This is a genomic window from Gallintestinimicrobium propionicum (assembly GCF_025567525.1).
GTDB classification, from domain to species: domain Bacteria; phylum Bacillota; class Clostridia; order Lachnospirales; family Lachnospiraceae; genus Gallintestinimicrobium; species Gallintestinimicrobium propionicum.
Window position 1 is genome coordinate 128,914 of sequence record NZ_JAOQJY010000003.1, and the last position, 17,616, is coordinate 146,529.

General features: G+C 46.8%; 14 protein-coding genes. 4 read left to right on the top strand and 10 right to left on the bottom strand.

From position 1 onward, the window contains the following. The first annotated feature begins 356 nt into the window (after positions 1 to 356). Positions 357 to 1,523 (top strand): DUF3048 domain-containing protein, encoded by a 1,167-nt coding sequence (locus OCV62_RS03675; protein WP_262585175.1) that lies wholly within the window; start codon positions 357 to 359, stop codon positions 1,521 to 1,523. 149 nt (positions 1,524 to 1,672) lie between these two features. On the opposite strand, the gene OCV62_RS03680 is transcribed toward OCV62_RS03675, so the two are convergent. The 8 genes from OCV62_RS03680 to OCV62_RS03715 all read right to left on the bottom strand — a co-directional run bounded on the left by OCV62_RS03680 (position 1,673) and on the right by OCV62_RS03715 (position 11,986). Next, positions 1,673 to 2,326: a hypothetical protein gene (locus OCV62_RS03680; protein ID WP_262585176.1), complete on the bottom strand. Its 654-nt coding sequence runs from the start codon at positions 2,324 to 2,326 to the stop codon at positions 1,673 to 1,675. A 495-nt stretch (positions 2,327 to 2,821) separates the two neighbouring features. Further along, a complete protein-coding gene (locus tag OCV62_RS03685) occupies positions 2,822 to 4,087 on the bottom strand; it encodes a DUF6070 family protein (protein ID WP_262585177.1) in 1,266 nt (421 codons plus the stop codon). A 17-nt stretch (positions 4,088 to 4,104) separates the two neighbouring features. Continuing rightward, complete coding sequence (locus OCV62_RS03690; protein WP_021914801.1) at positions 4,105 to 4,662, bottom strand: GNAT family N-acetyltransferase; 558 nt, start codon at positions 4,660 to 4,662, stop codon at positions 4,105 to 4,107. A gap of 101 nt (positions 4,663 to 4,763) precedes the next feature. Further along, positions 4,764 to 6,437 carry a DUF4091 domain-containing protein gene (locus OCV62_RS03695; RefSeq protein ID WP_262585178.1) on the bottom strand — a complete coding sequence of 558 codons (1,674 nt, stop codon included), beginning with the start codon at positions 6,435 to 6,437 and terminating at the stop codon, positions 4,764 to 4,766. Between the two features lie 191 nt (positions 6,438 to 6,628). Next, a complete protein-coding gene (locus OCV62_RS03700; protein WP_021914802.1) occupies positions 6,629 to 8,137 on the bottom strand; it encodes a hypothetical protein in 1,509 nt (502 codons plus the stop codon). Positions 8,138 to 8,232: 95 nt separating this feature from the next. Then, positions 8,233 to 9,957, bottom strand: coding sequence for a type 2 periplasmic-binding domain-containing protein (locus OCV62_RS03705; RefSeq protein WP_021914803.1), 1,725 nt, complete (start codon positions 9,955 to 9,957; stop codon positions 8,233 to 8,235). A gap of 151 nt (positions 9,958 to 10,108) precedes the next feature. After that, on the bottom strand, positions 10,109 to 11,017 hold the full coding sequence (locus tag OCV62_RS03710; protein WP_021914804.1) for a carbohydrate ABC transporter permease: 909 nt from the start codon (positions 11,015 to 11,017) through the stop codon (positions 10,109 to 10,111). Positions 11,018 to 11,050: 33 nt separating this feature from the next. Then, positions 11,051 to 11,986: an ABC transporter permease gene (locus OCV62_RS03715; RefSeq protein ID WP_021914805.1), complete on the bottom strand. Its 936-nt coding sequence runs from the start codon at positions 11,984 to 11,986 to the stop codon at positions 11,051 to 11,053. A gap of 174 nt (positions 11,987 to 12,160) precedes the next feature. Between OCV62_RS03715 and OCV62_RS03720 the strand changes: the two genes are divergently transcribed. After that, the gene (locus tag OCV62_RS03720) at positions 12,161 to 13,228 is read left to right on the top strand and encodes a response regulator (RefSeq protein ID WP_021914806.1); all 1,068 of its coding nucleotides are present in this window, start codon (positions 12,161 to 12,163) and stop codon (positions 13,226 to 13,228) included. 64 nt (positions 13,229 to 13,292) lie between these two features. Next, positions 13,293 to 15,053, top strand: a complete 1,761-nt coding sequence (locus tag OCV62_RS03725; RefSeq protein WP_262585181.1) for a cache domain-containing sensor histidine kinase — start codon at positions 13,293 to 13,295, stop codon at positions 15,051 to 15,053. A 114-nt stretch (positions 15,054 to 15,167) separates the two neighbouring features. Here the strand turns inward: OCV62_RS03725 and OCV62_RS03730 are convergent, their stop codons facing one another. Beyond that, positions 15,168 to 15,347: a hypothetical protein gene (locus OCV62_RS03730; protein WP_262585183.1), complete on the bottom strand. Its 180-nt coding sequence runs from the start codon at positions 15,345 to 15,347 to the stop codon at positions 15,168 to 15,170. A gap of 11 nt (positions 15,348 to 15,358) precedes the next feature. Continuing rightward, the gene (locus OCV62_RS03735; protein WP_021914809.1) at positions 15,359 to 16,489 is read right to left on the bottom strand and encodes a glycoside hydrolase family 27 protein; all 1,131 of its coding nucleotides are present in this window, start codon (positions 16,487 to 16,489) and stop codon (positions 15,359 to 15,361) included. Positions 16,490 to 16,694: 205 nt separating this feature from the next. On the opposite strand from OCV62_RS03735, the gene OCV62_RS03740 reads away from it, so the two are divergent. Next, positions 16,695 to 17,543 (top strand): AraC family transcriptional regulator, encoded by an 849-nt coding sequence (locus OCV62_RS03740; RefSeq protein WP_021914810.1) that lies wholly within the window; start codon positions 16,695 to 16,697, stop codon positions 17,541 to 17,543. The last annotated feature ends 73 nt before the right edge of the window (positions 17,544 to 17,616 follow it).

The window sequence follows — 17,616 nt, forward strand, 5'->3', positions numbered from 1 at the left end:
AAAACAATAGAATGCACGCTCTGCGAGCATTTCTATTGTCATGAATTCAGTTCGTCCATGCCATTCTGCAGACACGTTCGAAGGAAGCAGAATAATTCGTGGATATAGCCTGTATCCCGACTATCTTCCACCTTTCAAAGAACTCTTATAGGATCTGAGTGAGGCTTTATCGTATACAGGAATAATTAAGATTTAATATCGTTTTATGTAGTGACAAACCAATTTTGCTACGCTATAATTGTTACAGTTGTGTGACGCAGAGACGCTTCACACTTTTTCGCGCGGGCAGTTGGATATCCTGTGTATGGATTTCCGTTTCCCGCATTCGACGATTTATAAGAAAGAGAGGAACCAAAATGAAGAAACTGGCTGTATTTCTGCTGACCGGTCTGACATGCGCATCCATGCTGTTCGGCTGCGGAAGCAAAAATGACACCGTAGAAACCGTTCCGGTAGCTGAGGTGCAGGAAAGCACTGCCGCTCCTGCTGAAACAGAATCTGAGACGGAAACAGCAACCGTTGAGGAGGATGTTCCTCCGGAAGAAGGCATGGTAAAAAGTGACCTGACCGGCGAATGGATCAGCGGCGATCTCGCAGATCAGCGTCCGATCGCAGTTATGATCCCCGATGAAAATGCAGCGCTCCCGCACTACGGGCTTTCCAATGCTGATATCCTGTATGAATGCAGCGTAGAAGGCAACATGACCCGTCTGATGGCTGTTTTCAAGGATTGGAAAAACATTGAACGCATCGGCAATATCAGAAGCTGCCGCGATTATTATGTTTACTGGGCAAAAGAATGGGATGCAATTTACTGCCATATCGGCGGTCCGTTCTACATTCTGAACGCGATCAATGATCCTACTACCAATAATATCACCGGTGCTGTTCTGGCAAGCGACCCTTCCCAGAAAAAAGGTCTGTATGACGCAGCCTTCTACCGCACCAGCGACCGTAAAGCTCCGCATAATGCTTATACAAGCGGCGACCGTATCGACAAAGCCGCTCAGGCCCTCGGCTATTCCGAAACCTATACTGAGAACTATCAGAGCGATCACTTCAAATTCGCTTCCACAAACAATCCGAACACGCTGGAACAGTACGGAAGCAGTGCAATCCCTGCAACCAAGATCGATCTGGCAGGCGCTTACCCGATTACCAAGACCTATTTCGAATATAACGAAGAAGATGGTCTGTACTATCGCTTCCAGGGTATGCAGAAAGGCGACCAGAAGCATATGGACGGCGCCAATAACAAACAGCTGTCATTCAAGAACGTTTTAGTTCAGTTTGCTTATTATGAAACCCGTGATGCGAAGGGTTATCTGTCTTTCCAGTGCCACGACGACACCAAAGACGGCTACTACTTCACAAACGGCAAGGGCATCCATGTAACCTGGAAAAAGACCAGCGACTTCGCACCGACCAAGTTCTATGACGACAACGGCAACGAAATCGAAATCAACCCCGGCAAGACCAACATCTGTGTAGTTGAGCAGGGTAAATCCATTGATGCGGAATAATTTGTTCTGACATATCAATCGCCCAATCCGGCAGGTTTTTTTTAACTGCGGATTGGGCGATTTTTACTTTTTATTATTCTTTCAAGTCATTTCGGACAGATCATGTCGACTTTTTCAAGTTACGTTTTACTGAAAGACAGAATCCACTTTTAAAACCATTTCCAGTGTCCCAAGAGCGCTGCTATCTCTAGTGACCCCATCTGAAAACTATCATCGTCCGCTTCCTTCTGATGATTTAAAAGTTTTTCTACCTCTGCTGTGCTCATCAGAAGATCATCAGCAATCTTCTCTACGCTCTCGCCCCGCTGGTATTTGCCCGCTGCAAGGTTCGCAAGACCTTGTTCGATTCCTTTCGCCAGGGCTTCCTGATAAAGTTCTTTTGACCGATAGGTTAATACCTTTCCTCCCATAACTTCAGCTACCTCCTTTTCCACATTTTTATATTTTGACGCCAGTTTTTCCACAACAGTACGGGACAGCTCGCATAGCGCTCCACCTGTGACTGACCTCATGCGTCCGTTTTTACATTCCTGATCCAGCATTTCTGCCACCCTCTCGTATTCTCTTCTCAGTTTTTCAAGACGTTCTTCATCACTGTCGATCTGCGACAGTTCTTTTTCATACCGGAAGATATAAAACGGAATCAGCATCCATAGACGCCGTTCAAAAATATCCTCCAGCGTGTAATTTTTTACTTTCAGAATCGGAATGCCATATTTTAATTCTTTCCTGGCTGCACGGATGCAGATTTTCAGTTCATCCGGCGTGTTTGGATTGCTTCTATTCAGTTTTTGTGAAAGCAAAGGAAACGCATCTGCCGCTTCTGTTCATTTTCACGGTATTCACCAAGGTTTGCGCGCTTAATCTTCGGTTCATTGTCTCACGGAAATCATTCGCCGATTCTGGCTTGAAAAGATAGAAGAAAGCCGGATACACCGCTATACGATGCTCCGCTTATAATAGATTATCTGATTTCCCGATTTCTAAAATATTCCTATCAGCAGGAACTGTAACTTTATTATACAAAATACTTTTTCCAAATTCAATCTGTCACCATTCGAATTTACAAAAACTTTATAACGTATGTTACAGTTCACTCGTGGTTTCTTGTGGGCAGATTCCATGCTCGCATGAGAATCTGCCCACAAGAAACCACGAAGGGAGCGCCATTTTATGAGCAAAAATGAGCTGCGAAGCAGCGGAAAGCATCGAAGATGCGCTTTTGCGAATAGTACGAGTGAACTGTAGCTAACATATGACTGCCGCGCAGGGAAATTCCCCTATACGGCAGCCATTTTTCAGTCTGTATTTTCTTCATACAATAAACTGCGTTCCTCTCCGGACAGACGCGGCACATACCAATTGTCGTCCGGATCATCCAGTGAGGAAACAATTTTGTTGGACACATACCGCACTGCAGCCGCAGCATTTTCCGTCGGGCGCACGGTCACCTCATGAACGAACGCTCTGGAACTTCCGAGATAGGGGAAAACAGCATGCACAGTGAGCGTTACCGTCCCGTCGTCATTTTCCTGAAACGCTGTCACCTCCGGGTACGGATGCTCCGGGTACTCTGACTCATAAAATCCACGCGGATAATATTCATATGTGTCATCTTTCTCCCGGTAAATCGTTTTTTTGCGCAGGATATCTGTTTTTACATTCAAAAACTCCTGAATAACCGATTCGAACTCTTTTGACGGAATTCCGTACACTGTGCTGTTTCCAGCATTTTTCCCACTCTGCCACGGGATTTTCCGATGATATATCTGCGGATAAAAAACATCGAACAGATCATAAAAGTCCAGCTCTCCGAAATCCGTTTCATCCCAGTCTGTCAGAAACAGGTTGTTGCATTCATAGCCGACCGGCAGGAGCGCTTTTTCGTTCCATTCCCGGCAGGCTTCGTCCAGAGGCTCCACCCGCAGCGCCGCATATTCCTTAACGTCGCTGAGCGTCATCACATACATCTCATCCAGCACCCCGGTTCCGGAAAACATCAGATAACCATCCTCCGTATACGACCAACTGTCCGCTGTAAAATGTTCTTCCGTCTTTTTGCGCATCATTTCATCTTCATAATGATAATAATTTCGTGTCACATCGAGATTGCCTTCTGCCGCCTGCAGCTCGTACTCCACAAAGCCACCGTTCCAGTCAACTTCGACAATTTCTATCTGCGCCTCCTGCTGATCCGTCGCCCGCCTGCAGAAACGCTTTACCTCTGATGCCCGCACCATATCGACCCTATTTTTCTGGTCTACTGCAGGATATCCGTTTTCTCCAAACTGCTTTACGATATGTGCAATGGTCTCTTTTTCCCCGAGCCGTCCGCTTCTGCCTGCTTCCCGATACAGCTCAAGACAAACATCTTCCATCCGTATTTTCGGCTCTTCATCCTCTTCCAGCACAATCACTGTTTCCGCTTCGGTATCCACATCCTGCCAGGTCTCTCGGGACGGTTTTCCACAGCCCTGTACCACAAATGGCAGGATAGTGCACAGCGCTATTGCATATGTCAAAAATCTGCGATGCTCTGCGAATTTCTTTTGTTCTGTCTGCATAGTTCTGCCCATCTTCCTCAGTTTCCGTCTTTCGTCGTAATTTCCATCAGCCTGTCTTCTTCGTCGTCTACGAAAGGATTTACAATTTCCTTCGCATCGACGCATCCCATGTTCTGATAAAAGGCGATCGTGTCTTCCGACGGAATTGCAGAAAGGAACAGTTTTTCCGCGCCGAGTTTTTTTGCATATCTGCATGCTTCCTGCAAAAGCAGCCTTCCTATTCCATGCCGTTTAAAGCGGTCGTCCACAAAAAGCAGCAACAGATTCGCATAGCTTGCCGTTTCACCCGCAAGATCTCCTCCTACGCAGCAAAAGCCTGCCAGCTGACCTTCGGGTAAAAAAGCCGCCATTACCGTCCCTCCGTTCTGAATTTTTTCCCGCATATATCCTGCAAGCCAGATTCTTTTTTCCGCATCCCATTCCCGCAAAATTGAAGCATCTTCAAGCTCCCATCCGGCATCTGTCCTGACCCATTTTCTGGTAATTTTCTGATGGTGCGCAAAATCTTTTAGGAAATCATCGGGGATGGTGGAAGCTGTAAAATTCGTAACCGATAATTTATTAAATAAAGCCATTCGTGTCTCCTGTCATTTGAAAATCAGAAAACAGGGCAAGAGTCCTGCTCTCGCCCTGCGCTTCTTATTCATGACAATAGAATGCTCGCAGAGCGTGCATTCTATTGTATCGCAATTGCTTTTTCGATCTCCGCGTTCACCCGTTCTCTTAAGGCTAGCAGCCATTCTTTTTCTTTGGGATAGCGCTTGAAGGTGATCGGTTCATCCGTTCCTTCTGCGATGATTTCACAGACTCTTTCCCTGCCGACCAGCGATTCCAGCAGTTCAAACGCACGCACATCCTGCATCACCTGCTGCATCAGCATCAGACGGATAGATTCCTCCGGTACGCCGCCCTCGCCGGGATAAACCAAAAATGCATCGCCGGACGGAAATGCTTCTCCCGCGTCCGTTACCGCATACGGATTGATGTGCTTGATCGAATACTGGCTGTTATAAAAGTTAAAGCCCCAGTGCAGAAATCCACTGATTTTATACAGATACAGCTGCACACCGAGGATTCTGGTACGCGCAGAAGGCATCGCCATGAACCGATTGGAAACCTCCTTCCACTGTCCGGTGCAATAATAGGTCCACAGTCCTTCCATTCCTTTTTCCAAAAACGGCTCCATGCAGTTTGTTCCGGGTGCAAACAGATCGACCAGGCCTTTTTCACAAAATCCAACGTCAGAAAGCGCATCAATCGTATGAAATCCCTGAATATAGGGTAGTACCATTTCCCGCGCTTTTTTATAATCCTCTAAAATCTCCTCGCCGGGTTCATCTGAAATATGGAAAAAGACTTTATCCTGCAGTCCCTGTTCTTTCAGGAAATCTGTCAGTGCAGTCAGATATTGTGCCAGAAAGTCCGCATATTCCGGGCTCTGTGCATCCGTGTGCCAGCCAAACTTATGGCGAAGCGTGCCGTCCTCCCAGACCATAATCTTCGGTGCGCACTTAGCGCCCCACTGGGTAAACAGATGCGCCATTTCAAAATGCGTAATTCCGGCAAAGCGGCAAATTCCGATCCAGCGCTCCAGTTTCGAAAAATCGAAGCTATAGGTATCACCGTCCTTGCGGATGTCCAGCAGCTGAACCGTCGTGCGCTCGCCGCCGACCGCAGTGTCCAGAGGCGGTGTAAATACGGGTGTCAGAATCGTATTGATGCCACGCGCCGCATACAGGCGGATAAAGTTTTCCAGAATCTTCCAGTGTTCTTCGCTGAACGGTTTTACATGATAATAGTCTGCCAGACAGTCAGAATGGAACCATTCCGTATGCAAAAGCTTCTGCGGCGGAAGCGACGCATCGACCACATGCAGGTCTGCTTTTAACGTCTCTTTTTCTCCGTCCTCAGTTTCCGTTTCGATCATAATGGCATAGTCCCCGCCTGCAAGCTCCGCATCGACCGTCACATCCAGCCACAGGCTGCGCCACTGTCCGGGTACTTCTTTTGTCAGATATTTTTTGTCCGCGCCATCGCCCTCTGTATCCAGATCGCGCAAAAGATCCGGATACATCCCGGGTACGATGCGCAGATAGTTATCGTCCTGCTCCTTATGGCACGGATAAGCCGAAGGAACCAGCTCAACCCGGCGCAATCTCGTCTCAATTTTTTCCGGCGCTTTTACGGAAACCTTCCAGTAACGTCCCCAGTCTGCCGCCCCAAAATATGCAATCACACAGGATACGGTTTCCCGATGCAGCGTTGAAAGGCGAATGCTCCCCTGTCCATCCGGTGCTTCCTCTGCGAACACCTTTGTCAGCGTGTCCGTAATTTTCCAATTGTTCCCCATGAGTTCCTCCTTACCCCCTGATTTTGTATACGCTGTCTGCAAATTCAGTCAATATGAGCGCTTTTTGCGTCTGCACTAAGCGTATCATAAAAAAGGCAAATCGGCTATGGTTTCTTTTGAAAGGTCTTCCATACGGTGTCCCGAACAGCTTCCACGAACGACAAAACAGGAAAAGCTTCTTTTTCAGAAGCTCACTCCTGCCAGATCATAAATCCTGGCGCAGAGCAGTCTCCTTCATCATTTTTAAGCCAGCCGTTCTGTGCCAGAGCATCGTAATCCAGCACGATCCTGTCACGGCTTTTTGCAACCAGATCCGTAACTTCCACGGCTTCTTCCCGGCACAGATCCTGCAGATAAACTCTGCCTTCGACCGCCTCTCCGAGTTCAACTGTCAGGATTCCGAACTCACCAAATACGCCAATCGGTTTTACAAATGCTCCAAGCTTTACATTCAGGTCAGCTTTCGGTGTAAATATCTTTCGGTCTCCGCATGTTCGCGGCATAAATGCGATGCTCACAGTACCTGTCGCTGGATGGATACTGCAGGCAAGAAACGGAAGTTCTTCTTCTCTTGCAAAAATCTCTGGACAATCCATATTTCTCGTCAGAATAGCCGGCGCTTCCTGCGAAATCGAACGTCCCTCCGGAATCAGGTTTTTCAGCCAGCCTTCTCCTTCCGGACCGGAAAGCATCTCTGTCCAGTCTTTTCTGAGTCCGCCAAATGCTTCTGCCGAACTTTCCCAAATTCCAAACGGAGGTGCGATTCTCTGCCAGCGCAGCGCACGCTCTACTTCGTTCCACTTACGTCCAAAATCCAGGACGTCTGTTTCTGTGCCGCCCCAGCAGGGATGGCGCATCACGCCCATCGAACAGCAAAGTCCTGCTGCCAAAAGCGGTGCATCCTCTATATTCGGAATTCCTCTGCAGCCAAATTGCACTTCCCTGTCCTGGTCGAACATCTCCCAGGTTCGAGCAATCGTCGTGCTGTAGGTAAATTCTTTTACCACGTCATACGTCCGTACATAATCACTGATTGACAGCAGTTTCCCAACGCGTTTCCAGTGCTCCACTTTTTCATCCAACGGACCGCGACACACCGCATGCTCAATTTTCAGGTCAGGTGCATACTGCTTTACAATTCTTGTCATCATTTCTCTATAAGCTGCGTCACCACAATGATATCCCCAGTCTACTTTCCAGTAGTCCACTCCTGCTTTTCTGCACCAGATCGCACGCTCTTTCCAGTAATTTTCCGCCTCTTCTACGGAAAGCGGATGTGCCTCTTCCTCTCCGGTCGCATTGGCACAAATCCACAAACCAAGGCCACGATATCCAAGCTCCATTAGCTTGCAACGAAGCTTTGTAAGACGTTCCCATGGTTCTCCTGTAAAATCCGGAAATTTATCAGCATCCAGCACCAGACTGCCAAATACGCTGACCGCTCCGTTTCCGGGCACATCCTTCCCGACGTCCCAGCCGTCGTCCAGCAGAACATACAAATCTTGCCGTACATTTTTGAAATAGTTTCGGAGCATTCCGTCTTCTGCAAACAGAAAATCCTGAGTCAGCACATTGCGCAGATTTTTCGTATCCTTCCCGTCTTCCACGCTGTTTACGCGAAACTGCGTATCCCAGGTGCACCAATAGTTTCCTGTATCAGGTCCTTTTTGCGGAATCCCGTTCTTTTTTTGTTCTGCCATAATAACCTCCCTTTTTGCAGATCTCTGTAACGCAAACAGCAGTGTGAAAATAAACGGATAAGTTTACTTTTCACACTGTCTGTTTCTGATTATTTTTATTTCATCGCGCGGTCAACTCTCGCCTGCTGTACCGCAATCAGATCATCCAGTCCAAGATCTTTCAGATCCTGAATATAGCTGTCCCAGTCATCCAGGCTCTTTTCACCCATGATGAGTTTTGTCAGCAGTTCCTTGGAATATGTTTCAAGATCTGTGCTGATCTCGTTCGCTTTATTGATTTCCTCTACCGTAGGGATTGCCAAAACTCCCAAATCATGAAAAATACGATGATCCGGATCCTTGATACAGGAAATCGTGAAATCTTTCTTTGCTGTCTGATTGGTTTTTACACCGTTTTTCTCTGCAAACACTACTGTATTATCCATCTCTGTGCTCAGATCATTGTTCAATTTGTATCTTGGGAAAATGGAGCCGTTGCACCAGAGTGCCATGCCTACAGCATCTGTATTTTCCAAAGTGTTGTCCAGAGTATTGCTCATTTTCCCGTCCACCACTTCATAGCTTACACCTTCCAGACCATACTCTGTCAGATCCATAGATTCCTGTGTAACCAGATAGTCCAGAATCTTTGCAATCGCTTCCTGTTTGTCACTGCCTGCAGGCACTGCTGTAGCGGTCCAGCCCATGTTATATGCATTTGAGCCACGGAACAGAGACGTTTCTCCCTCAATTCCATCCACTCGCATTGGTGCAAACCATTGATATTCTGCTCCTTCCGGAACAGTAATGGCCGTTTCCTCCCACAGTTCTGTTCCCCACTGGGAAATTGCAGCCACCTGGTTATTGGCCATGTAAGTGCTGCCCTGACTATCATTCATCTTCAATAATCCGGCTGTGTAAAGTTTCTGCATATACTGGATATAATCCTTTACATGTTCCTGATACCAGGGAGATTCCACTTTATAATCTTTCTGATTATTGACGAACGTCGTTCCAACACCAAGTCCAAACCACTGCGCAACATCTGTAGCAAATCCACTGTAATCTGTCAGAAATGCCTCATCCTTTTGTCCATTTCCGTTCACATCCTGATCCTGAAATGCCTTTAAAGCTTCATAAACCGCGTCCGTCGTTGTCGGCATATCTTTTCCGACTGCATCCAGCCAGTCCTGTCGAATCTGAAAAGCAAGTATGAAATTGGTAGGTTTTCCTTCATAAGAACCGGTTTCATAATCTGTCAGCCAGTAGCACTTTCCGTCTTCCAGCGCAACATGTTTGAAATAGAACTGTCCGGCGTCAGAATTGATAAAATCGGTATAAGTTCCATCCGAATAGGTTTCCCAGATATCGCTGATCGACTGCAGCTGTCCCTGTTTAACCAGGTTTAATTTTGTCTTATCATCCAGAGGAGTAATGTTAATCATATCGTAATTGAACAGTTCTCCGCTCGCCGCCATGGTCTGAATCGTCGTATCAAACTGATCCGGCTCAATCAGATCCAGTTCCAACTTCACACCCTTTGCTGCCAGGTTTTCAGATAATTTATCCCACCGCTTGCTCTTGCCTTCTGTTGACCAGTCTTTTAAAGTGACTGTTTTTCCGTTCGCCCCAGTGTAAGTGTAATTGCGTCCCAGAATTTTTACTACAGTTAAATCGCCATTATCCGTATTGGATTGTGCCACTTCAGTTTGTGCTGTTGTAGCAGCATCACCGGAAGTCGCCGTACTATTGGCTGTATTCGTCTGTCCGCATCCTGCCATACCAGCTGCCAGCAGTACACTCATCGCTGCCGCTATCCCTTTTTTCCAACTCTTTTTCATTCTGCACCCTCCTTATGTCAGAATCTGCCGTCTTTGCGGTCATACTGTTGAACAGTTACTTTTTATTTTATAACCTCTCCGTGCCTGCAGTCACTTCACGGTTATTTCCCGGTTTTATAATTTTTATTTTCTATAAAATAACAGAATACTGTCACTCTTTTAATGAACCGAGCATAACGCCCTTTACAAAATATTTCTGGAAGAACGGATATGTAAACAGAACCGGCAGCGTCGTAAATATAATCATCGCATATTTTAACTGCGCACCAGACATCTGTTTTTTTACCATTTCCGCCGCCATCTGTGGATCCAGGACATCCGTTACCTGTCTGGTACTTTCTACCAGGATCCTGCGCAAAAACAACTGCAGCGGCTGCCACTCCGTTTTCGGCAAATATATCAGTGCATCAAACCAGCTGTTCCACCGTCCCACAATCGTATATACGGAAATAACCGCCAGGATCGGTTTTGACAGCGGCAGATAAATATTTGTCAAAATCGGGATCACTCCTGCGCCATCAATTTTTGCAGCTTCCCTCAATCCTTCCGGAATACTGGAAAAGAACGCTTTCATCAGAATAATATTCCAGATCGAGAAACATACCGGGAGAACCTGTGACAGCGGACTTCCATACAGTTTCAGCTTTGTAATCAGCAAAAACGCTGGAATCATACCGCCTGAAAAATACATCGGGATCAGCAGAAACATATTTACAAATTTGCGTCCTGCCAGATGTTTATACGTCAGCGGATAAGCGATTAGTACACTCGTAACCAGCATCAGAGCAGTCGTCGGAACCGTGTAGAGGATTGTATTCAAATACGCTCTCCACATTTCCCCGTCTCCGGCCAGCATTTTATACGCATCCAGCGAAAACCCTTTCGGGACCAGATAGACATTCATTTTTGCCGCATATTCCGGCGCGCTGATGGAAAGAATCAATACATAATACATCGGATAAACGGTCGCGATGCAAATCAGGAGCACCAGCACATACAGAAGTACCGTTACCGCCGGATTTCCTTCTCTGATTCTGTTTTTTGTTTTGCCTGTTTTCATGTTAATCTCCTGTTACCAAAATCAGTCTTTTCTTTACCATAACCCAAATCCTGTCAGTTTATCGCTCACTTTGTTTGCAATATAAGTGAGTACAAATCCAATTACTGACATGAATAACCCCGCTGCAGCCGTATAACTGTACTGCCCGCCTTCGATACCAATACGGTAGGTATAGGTTCCGATTACGTCCGCAACATCGTATGTCGCAGGGGAATATAAAAGCAGGATCAGATCGCTGTTTGTCCCGAGAATTCCTCCGATCGCCAGAATCAGGTTAATCGCAATAATATTTTTAATTCCAGGCAATGTGATGTACCAGCACTGCTGTCCTCTGTTTGCCCCGTCAATTCTTGCCGACTCATACTGGCTCTGATCGATCGATGTGATCGAAGAAATATACAGAATACTGCCAAAGCCGAATCCTTTCCAGACATTTGTGATCGTATAAATTGCAGGAAACGCCGGTGCCTGATCCCGCCAGTTCTGGTTCGGCAGCCCAAACACTGCAGAAAGGAAATTGCTGATCAGTCCCCCCTGATCGATAAAAGAAATCACCATGCCCGCTACGACGACCGTAGAGATGAAATAGGGCATATAGCTGGCTGTCTGCGCAATCTTTTTAAAACGGAGCCGCTTGATCTGGTCGATTAAGAGCGCAAACAGAATCGGGGCCGTAAATCCAAACAGCAGATTCATTCCACTCAGCACCAGTGTATTTTTAATCAGACGTCCGAAATATTTTCCTTCTACAAACCGTTTAAAATGCGTCAGGCCAACCCATTCCACTCCTTCACCCCAAAAAGGAGAACCTGGCATATAATCCTGAAACGAGATCACAAGGCCGAACATCGGTCCATAACAAAAAACAATAATCAGAAGAAAGACCGGAAGCATCAGTAAGTACAACTGGATATTCTCTCTGACAACTGCCTGGCTCATCTTTCCTTTCTTTTTTTTCGGTTTCCCCATGCTCTTTTTCCTCCCTTGCGTTGTTGATGGTTTTATTTTACTGGCCGCTCCTTCAGATCTCAATTTGAAAGTTTTTTGTTCATTATGAATTTTTTTTACTGCTCTGCATCCTCCATTGACACCCTTTCTTCTTTTTGCCACAATAAGGAAAAAGGGGAGAAAAGAGGTTTTAAAATGGAGTCATCTTTTAAAATATTACTGGTGGACGATCAACAGATTGTACTGGACGGTCTGAAAAAACAGCTCAACTGGTCCCGTTTTAACGGTCTCATCTGCGGCTGCGTTTCGGATGGAGCAGAGGCCATAAACTTTCTGCAGACCTGCCGTCCTGACGTTATCATCTCTGACATCAAGATGCCGCATATGGATGGAATTGAACTTGCCAGACAAATCAGCGAATCACCGATTTTATCCGGCATTCCTGTGATTCTTTTGTCCGGTTACCGCGAATTCGAATATGCCAAAAGTGCCATGCAGTATCATGTACAGCACTATATTTTAAAACCTGTCACCCGGCAGAAACTCGAACAGCTGGAAGATATTCTTACAGAATTATATAAAAGCAAGGAAGCCTCTCATCAGAAAATTCTTGCCCTGTCAGAAAGCAACTATCAGAAGGAACTTTTTGATGCGCTGCGCCATCACGATATCAGCTGCATTGAAGATTTTTTCCATTCTCCGCTTTACCATAACTGCATGAGCGATCCAAATCTCTGCAATTTGATGGGTACCAGGATTCTGACCACCCTGTATGACTATCTTGGGGAAATTCATTTTACAGAGCAATCTCTGCTCACTTCAAAAACACATACGCTGGAAACCTGGTATTCCCTTCCAAATCCGGCTTCCAAAGCAAATTATCTGGAAACTCTGTATTTTGATATTTTAAACCTGCTCTTATCACAGAAGAACAACAATACTTCCGCGCTGTACCGTTATGCGCTACAATATATCGACACGCACTATACTAACCCGGATTTTTCTATTTCTGCCATGGCGGACAATATGAACATCACGCTTTCCTGGCTGAGCACACTTTTCAAACAGCATGCCGGCAAAAACTTAAACAACTATGTAACGGAAAAGAGACTCGAGCGTGCCTGTCTTCTGCTTGCTTCTCCCTTATACTCAATCGGAGAAGTTGCCCATAAATGCGGATACGATGACGCTGGTTATTTTTCCTCGCTTTTCCGGAAAAAAATCGGGATGAACCCAACAGAATACCGTAATTGCCGTCTGTAATCAACCCGATATAGAAATCGCAATCTGCATCATTCTAGCTGCTGCATTCGGAAAGGAGATCTGTATGCGCCGAAAAATTTTTATTACATTGTGCAGCGTCCTGTCCGCTGTCTTTCTGACCTCTTATCTTTTTATATTTTTCCTGTTCCGTTCCGTCCTGTTTCAGGAGATCCGACAGCAGCAAATCAATCTGCAAAAATATAACGAAACCATTTTTACCAGCTATATTGATTCCTTCAGCATGGTTCCATTTCAGTTGGTCAACGACGAAGAAATCGGAGAACTCGCCAACACGAACAATAGTTCCTATCTGGATATGTTCCGTGCCCGGGAACTTCTGCGCAAAAAATTCAATAACTATCTCAATCAGCAGCTTTTTACCTCCAATCTCGACTGCCGTATTCTGTTTTACTTAAACGATACGCTTCCTATGGATTCCTATTGCGATGCCTATACGCTTTCTGAGCACGTTGCGCTGCGTACCTGTCAGGTTTATTCTTCCCGTCTTGTGAAAGATCAGGAATGGTATAAACGCACCGGAAAAATAACCTGGTCTCCCTATTTTTTCATCAATAAGGATACCGATGAACTCTGTTATTCCAAATATGTCTACAATTATGCGATAAATTCTTCCTCAGAGGGAATCGGAACTGTCGTGATCGCCATTCCGGAAAATGCTTTCCTCGAAAAAATTTCTGCCGGATCCATTACTCCGAACAGCAGATTTTTTCTGAGCAACGAATATCAGGAGCTTCTTTACGCTTCCAGCGAAGTTTCCGACAGCTTATTTCTCAGCGCGCTTTCCAAAAGCTCCGGACAGATCCTGCGCGATTCGACTTCCCATGAACGCTATCTGGTCAGTACTTCTTCCATGAACCAAGATCTTTTCCTCACCTTCCTGACCCCTCTTTCTGACATTGAGCAGATTGTAATTACCGCACTATTTCCCTATATCCTTTTTGTACTGATCGCTTTTTTCCTACTGATCTGTGTTTTGTATCTGCTTTCCCGCAAAATCACCGAGCCGATAATTTCCCTGGCGGATCTGATCAGCACCATCGAGGATACCAGAACCTTTCAGACACAACGGTTTTCGGTTTATCACGACGCGGAGCTTCAGGTGCTTTGTCACAGTTTTACAGCGCTGATTCAACGGGAAAATCTGCTGATGGATCAGATTATCGAAGAAAACAGGCAAAAACGTACCGCCATGCTCCACGCTCTGCAGGCTCAGATCAACCCGCATTTTCTCTATAACGCACTCGATATGGTCAGCTGGCATGCCCTCAGTAAGGGCGAAGACTCCATCGCAGACATTGTTTCCTCAATTTCCAATCTGATGCATTACAGCATTTCCCGTCCGGATTCAACTGCCTCCCTTTCCCGGGAAATCGAAAATATCCGGGAATTTATCCGAATCTATCAGATGGAACGCCCCTGCGACATCCAGCTGATCCCGGATTTCTCTCCCGAACAAGCGGATCAGATCCCGATCCCCAAGTTTACCCTGCAGCCTCTCGTGGAAAATTCGATTCTGCATAATGCGAATCTCGACCATCTCACCATCCGGATTCAGATTCACAGGCAGCCTGATTGCACCGAGATTTCCGTTACAGACGACGGAATCGGAGCAGATCCGGAACAGCTGAATGCCTTTCTGCGTTATGAAAACACTTCCCTGACCGTCAGCAGCGGTTTTGGAATCCGAAACGTCAATGAACGCTTACAGCTCCATTTTGGCAACAACAGCCACTTATCCTATCAAAAGGATTCCGACGGGCATCTGACCGCTTCCCTGTTTCTGATGTCGGCACCACTTTCCTGAAAGTACAGTCAGGCATTTTAAAAGCGCTTCACGAATTATTTTTTCTCCGTGAAGCGCTTTCTATGTTTTCTGGACTGCAAGCAATCCGCCATTATAGGAACCTTTTCCTCATTATTAAATAAACAGCGTGCATCCCTGTTTCCGGAAATGCTCGATTTTTTCATCCAGCACACGCTCTTTTATTCCGAACTTTTCTGCAAGACAGCTTTTACACAGAAACGACGTGCTGCCCCGGTTGACAAATTTCCGATAAGCTCCCCGATCCAGCTGGGTCAGCTCCTTTCCGCATTTCATGCAGGTGTCCATTACAGATCAACGACCTTGCAGCGGTAGACTGCACAACCATAAGGCTCCAAGGCCTTACGGACCGTTCCGTTGAGCGAAGGCAGATCTTCCCCGGTCCAGACCTCCTTCATCTGCAGAGTTTTTCCGGTGCTCATCGGAAGACCGACTTCGTCCAGATTCAGATTTGCTACTACGCTTTCGTCCTTTAAGTTGAAGAAACCGATTGCCAGATCGCCATTGGAAAGCTGTCTGGAATAAATGAGGACATCGTCTCCACTCCAGATTCCGTCCAGACGGATCGGCTGACGGCACAGAGGATCCTGATTGATCGCAATCAGCTCTTTATTTTCCAGAATCTTCTTCGTCTCTTCATTCATATTACGGATATCGCAGCCAATCATCAGCGGAGAGCCAAACAGCGCCCAGATTGAATAATGCGTTCTGTACTGAACGTCATTGCAGCCGCTTAACCCAACGTTTCCTTTGCCGTACATGCCTACAACCAGCATATCCATATCATTAAAGCAGCCGACGCTATGATACGGATGAAGCTTTGCCTGCTGTTTGGTCAGATCCTTGATCGATTCCCAGCTGTCGAAAATATCGCCGGTGGAACGCCACATGCTCGCGCCGGTTTCCTTAATCCATTCATGCGTCTGATCTGCGCCCCAGGAGCATGCGGAAAACAGGATATCCCTGCCGCAATTTTCCAACGCGATGCCCATTCTGCGGTATAAATATTTGCCCGGAATGATGTTGCTGTGATAGCAGTAATCGTATTTCAAAAAATCCACACCCCAGGATGCAAATGTGTCTGCATCGATAAATTCATGCTCGAAGCTGCCTGGATATCCGGCACAAGTCAGGTTGCCCGCACAAGAATACATACCAAATTTCAACCCTTTGGAATGCACGTAATCCGCAACCGCTTTCATACCGTGGGGGAACTTCTCCGGATCTGCAATCAGACGTCCTTCCTCGTCTCTCTTTCTTAAAGACCAGCAGTCATCAATGACCAGATACTCATATCCGCAGTCCAAAAGCCCCTGCTCCACCATTTTGTCCGCAGTTTCCATGATCAGTTTTTCATTGATATTCTCACCAAATGTGTTCCAGCTGTTCCAGCCCATCGGCGGCGTTAATTTTACCATACCCCTTGACCTCTCTTTCGTTATCCGTTATCGTAATTGTAGCATGACACTTTTGTTCTCTTCCATGGGTTTTTGTTGCAAATACATGGATTATTTATTCACGTCAGGACAATGCCGGAGGTATGTGCCCAAAGGCCGCTGCAGACTGCCTGCAGGATGTTTTTAGACGTCATCCCCGGCATCCTGTAAATCAGGAGGTCTCTTTATGAATTCATCTGTTTTTGGGTCCGATTCCCAGCCCGGTCTCACCCTGCTCGCCACAGGCAGGCAGGACTGCAGCGATCTGCATTCCTGGGGACCCGGCGTCCGTCCGGTCTATATCATCCATTATATTCTGCGCGGGCAGGGCATTATCGAATATCATAAAAAAACTTTCCCCGTTCACACCGGCGAAAGCTTTCTGATTTATCCTTATGATACGATTCGCTATTATCCTGACCCGGGGAATCCATGGGAATATACCTGGGTGGAATTTACCGGAAAAGAAGCTGCCTCTCTGCTCGATCAGACCGCCTTTTCCCCTGCCGCGCCCGTCTGTCCCACGATCTGCCCTGCCCGGCTCCGACAGCTTTTTGCTGATCTGCAGCCCCTCGACCTTTATCACCAGAACCGCAATGAAGCAAATGGCATACTCCGCACGCTGCTCGGTCTTTATGCCGATTATGCCCCGGCACCCGGTCTGCCCGACTCTCCTGCTTCGTCCCTTCTGGCAAATGCAGTTTTTCTGATCCGCTCCAATTTTCATCATGAGTACTTCCATACCGAACAGCTTTGTCAGATGCTCGGGGTCAGCAGAAGCACGCTCTACCGCGCCTTTCAATCTGAACTGAACATTTCTCCCGGCGAATTTTTATCGAATTTCCGCATTCATCAGGCATGCCGCCTGCTCGAGCTCGGCAATTCCGTCAAAACAGCTGCTGTATCCTGCGGCTTCTCGGATGCTTTTTACTTCTCCCGGGCATTCCACCGACGTATGGGCGTCTCACCGTCAGATTACCGCAGGCAGCCGCAAAAGCAGGACGCTGGAAGCGAATATTCGCGGCTGGTGTTCTGACCGGCGGAACGCACAGCCATGCGCTGCGGCACGGTCTGCAGGGCGACCTCTCCAAGTACAGCGCAGCGCCTCA